The 3,160-nt window shown below is 39.6% G+C and carries 2 protein-coding genes; both read right to left on the bottom strand.

Going from position 1 to position 3,160, the window contains the following annotated elements:
• Positions 1-240: 240 nt before the first annotated feature.
• Positions 241-876, bottom strand: coding sequence for a GDSL-type esterase/lipase family protein (locus tag AC1DDX_RS25800; RefSeq protein WP_337718173.1), 636 nt, complete (start codon positions 874-876; stop codon positions 241-243).
• A gap of 14 nt (positions 877-890) precedes the next feature.
• Positions 891-3,160 (bottom strand): glycoside hydrolase family 95 protein (locus AC1DDX_RS25795; protein WP_477622856.1); only part of this gene is annotated, 2,270 nt, incomplete at its 5' end.

Genomic DNA, 3,160 nt, shown 5'->3' with positions numbered 1-3,160 from the left:
GTTCTGCAGTCAGGTTAAATTGCGCTCCGAGCTGGGGTAAAATACCCGCCCGAATAGAGAAGGTAAAAGCTGTGGTAATCACGGCAAAGCAACTCCCGTTGAATAAGGCACTCTTGTTAATGTTTTCGTTCATAATATAATGGTTATTTGGTTAGCAAAATCATCTTAAGGGATAGATTAAGTGTTTGGAAATATACAATTAATTTGTTTTTTTAAAAATAGTATATTTTTCATTAAGTGTTATTTATTAAACTTGATCTTTCTAAATATACGTTTCGCCATAATTCTGGATCCTTCTGCATTAGGATGTATTTTATCTGGCATAAGTTCAGGCTTATCTATCAACAAAACATGCATATCTAAAACCTCCACTTTATTCTCATTGGCCACATTCATTATTTTTGGGATAATCTGTTTTACAATCACAGGATCCCATATTCCTGCTGTATCCGCTACAAAAGACACTACAGGTAACAGCAATATAATACGTGGATGGGAAGACAAATCTTTAAAAGATTTAATCATAGCATGGTAATCCTGCTCATATTCATTTAATCTGGATCTGTTAATCAATTTGCTATCATTTCCACCAAGATCAATAACCACAATATCAGGATTACGCTTTAAAGCTTTCTGATACTCATTGGTTTTGTAATATGGTGAATCCCCGTTTCGCAGAAGCGTACAACCACTTACACCATAGTTTTCTACGGCATAACTGCTTCCCAGATATCTTTGAAGCTGAGCCGGAAAGGAGTTTTGCTCCCTGTTTTCCACCATTGCCCCATAAGTTATACTTGCTCCAATGCAGGCTACTTTAGTAACCGCATTAGAGTTAGTATAAAAGCAAAGTGCAAGTAATAGACTAAATAACATTTTCATCTTTTAAATTACTCACTAATGAAAGTATATGTTTTACCAGCAGTGGTATCGAAATCATAAAGAATGGTTTCGTTAATGGATGGCTTATTCAGGTTGGCCTTAGCAGATATAACTGGTGTAGCTATTTTATCAATCTGATAAAACTGATTTGGGTTATCTCCTTTTGCGGGTTTAAGAGAGTTTCCTTTTAGCACATTAGGAACACGTAAGCGACAATTACCACCAAGTTTTGATTTAATGGTAACCTTGCTCAATTTTCCATTTTTCCAGGTGATGTTCTCAATTTCAAAACCTCCTGGAGCTCTTAACCCACTAATACTTCCGTCCTTCCATTCATCAGGCATCGCCGGAAGCAGTTGGATAGAGCCATCGTGGGCCTGTAATAACATTTCAGTAATACCTGCCGTGCATCCAAAATTACCATCTATCTGGAAAGGAGGATGTGCATCAAACAAATTAGGGTACGTTCCCCCGCCACTGTTTTCACCACCTTTATTTAATCCTGTAGGCGTAAGCTGGTTTCTAATTAGTTTATAAGCATGATTACCATCCTGTAATCTGGCCCACAGGTTTACCTTCCATCCCATAGACCATCCTGTAGAAACATCTCCCCTCTGGATCAATGAGGTATGCGCAGCGTCAAACAATTCAGGAGTACGTAAAGGAGAAATCTGATTTGCAGGATACAAACCAAAAAGGTGAGAAACATGCCTGTGTTTGTCATTAGGATCATCCAGATCCTGCATCCATTCCTGCAGTTGGCCGTACTGCCCTACCTGCATTGGGGCAAGCCTATTACGCATGGCCTTAATTTTAGCTACAAGATCTTTATCCGTATTTAGTGCCTCGGCAGCTCTTATGGTGTTAGAGAACAGATCAAACACAAGCTGGTTATCCATAGTAGCACCAGCGGCTATAGATTTACCTTTATGAGCTCTTGGTGCATTTTCTGGCGACATAGAGGGCGATACCACCATCCATTTATGAACTGGTTCTTCTACAAGGAAATCCAAATAAAACTCTGCCGCACCTTTTAATGCCGGGTATACTGTGGCAAGGTATTTTTTGTCTCCGTTATATAAATACTTTTCCCAAACATGGCGACTTAACCACGCTCCGCCCATAGGCCACATTGCAGAATAAATACCATCAACCGGGCCGGTTATTCTCCAAAGATCCGTGTTATGGTGTGTTACCCAACCGCCGGAGCCATACATAACCTTTGYAGTTTCGCGCCCTGTATGAGAAAGGTCTTTTACCATTTCTATCAGCGGGTTATGCATTTCGGTCAGGTTAGTCCCTTCAGCTGGCCAGTAGTTCATTTCAGTATTAATGTTAATGGTATATTTACTTCCCCATGGCGGATCCATTTTATTGTTCCAAATTCCTTGCAGGTTGGCAGGTTGGCCACCTGGCTGAGAAGACGAGATCAATAAATAACGACCAAACTGATAATAAATAGCTGCCAATTGAGGGTCATTGCCATTTGCAAAGTCCTTTAACCTAACATCTGTAGGATTCTTAATAGAATCTGTTTTACCAAGATCAATTTTTACACGGTTAAAATATTTTTGATAAGCTGCAACATGATCCTTCAATAGCTGAGGATAGCTTTTCTTTAACGCAGCATTCAAATAGGTTTCAGAGCGTTTGTTTTCATCAGCACTGATGTCGTTATAGTTCACAAAATTGGTTGCAATAGAAACATATATGGTAACACTGTTCGCTCCTTTAACACTAACCTGATCATCTGATAAAGAAAGCTGTCCACCTTCATTTTTAACTTTTGCTATTGCATTAAATTTAACCTTACCTGGAACGTTCTCTCTGTCGCTGCTTATTCCCGACAAGTGTATTTCATTTGTATTAATAGCTTTAGCAGACCCTTTGTGCTCAGTTGCCATTGATGCGTTAAACGTTATGCTACCTGGCTTACTCGCGGTTAACCTGACTACTATTGCCTGATCTGGTATAGAAGAAAAAATGGTGCGGGTATAAGTAACTCCATTAACTACGTAAGTACTTTTAACTACGGCATCAGCAAGATTTAGCTCGCGGTAATAGTTCGAAAAGTTTTCATGCCCCGGAAAGTTCAGATTTAAATCGCCCACTGGCTGATACTTCATTCCGTTGTTCTTTTTAGACTGGATAGCCTTTTCAGCAAGCGCATTGGCTTCCACATATTTATCTTCAAAAAGTAGTTTTCTCACTTCTGGTAAAGCACCCAAAGCATCGGGGTTGTCATTGCGATTTGGGCTCCCACTCCATACTGTAGATT

This window comes from Pedobacter sp. 10L46_2, assembly GCF_056395165.1.
This window is presented reverse-complemented; position numbering and strand designations above follow the sequence as displayed.

Excerpts from the sequence above, each read along its gene's own strand:
- AC1DDX_RS25800 (WP_337718173.1), bottom strand. The coding sequence starts at position 876 with ATGTTATTTAGTCTATTACTTGCACTTTGCTTTTATACTAACTCTAAT.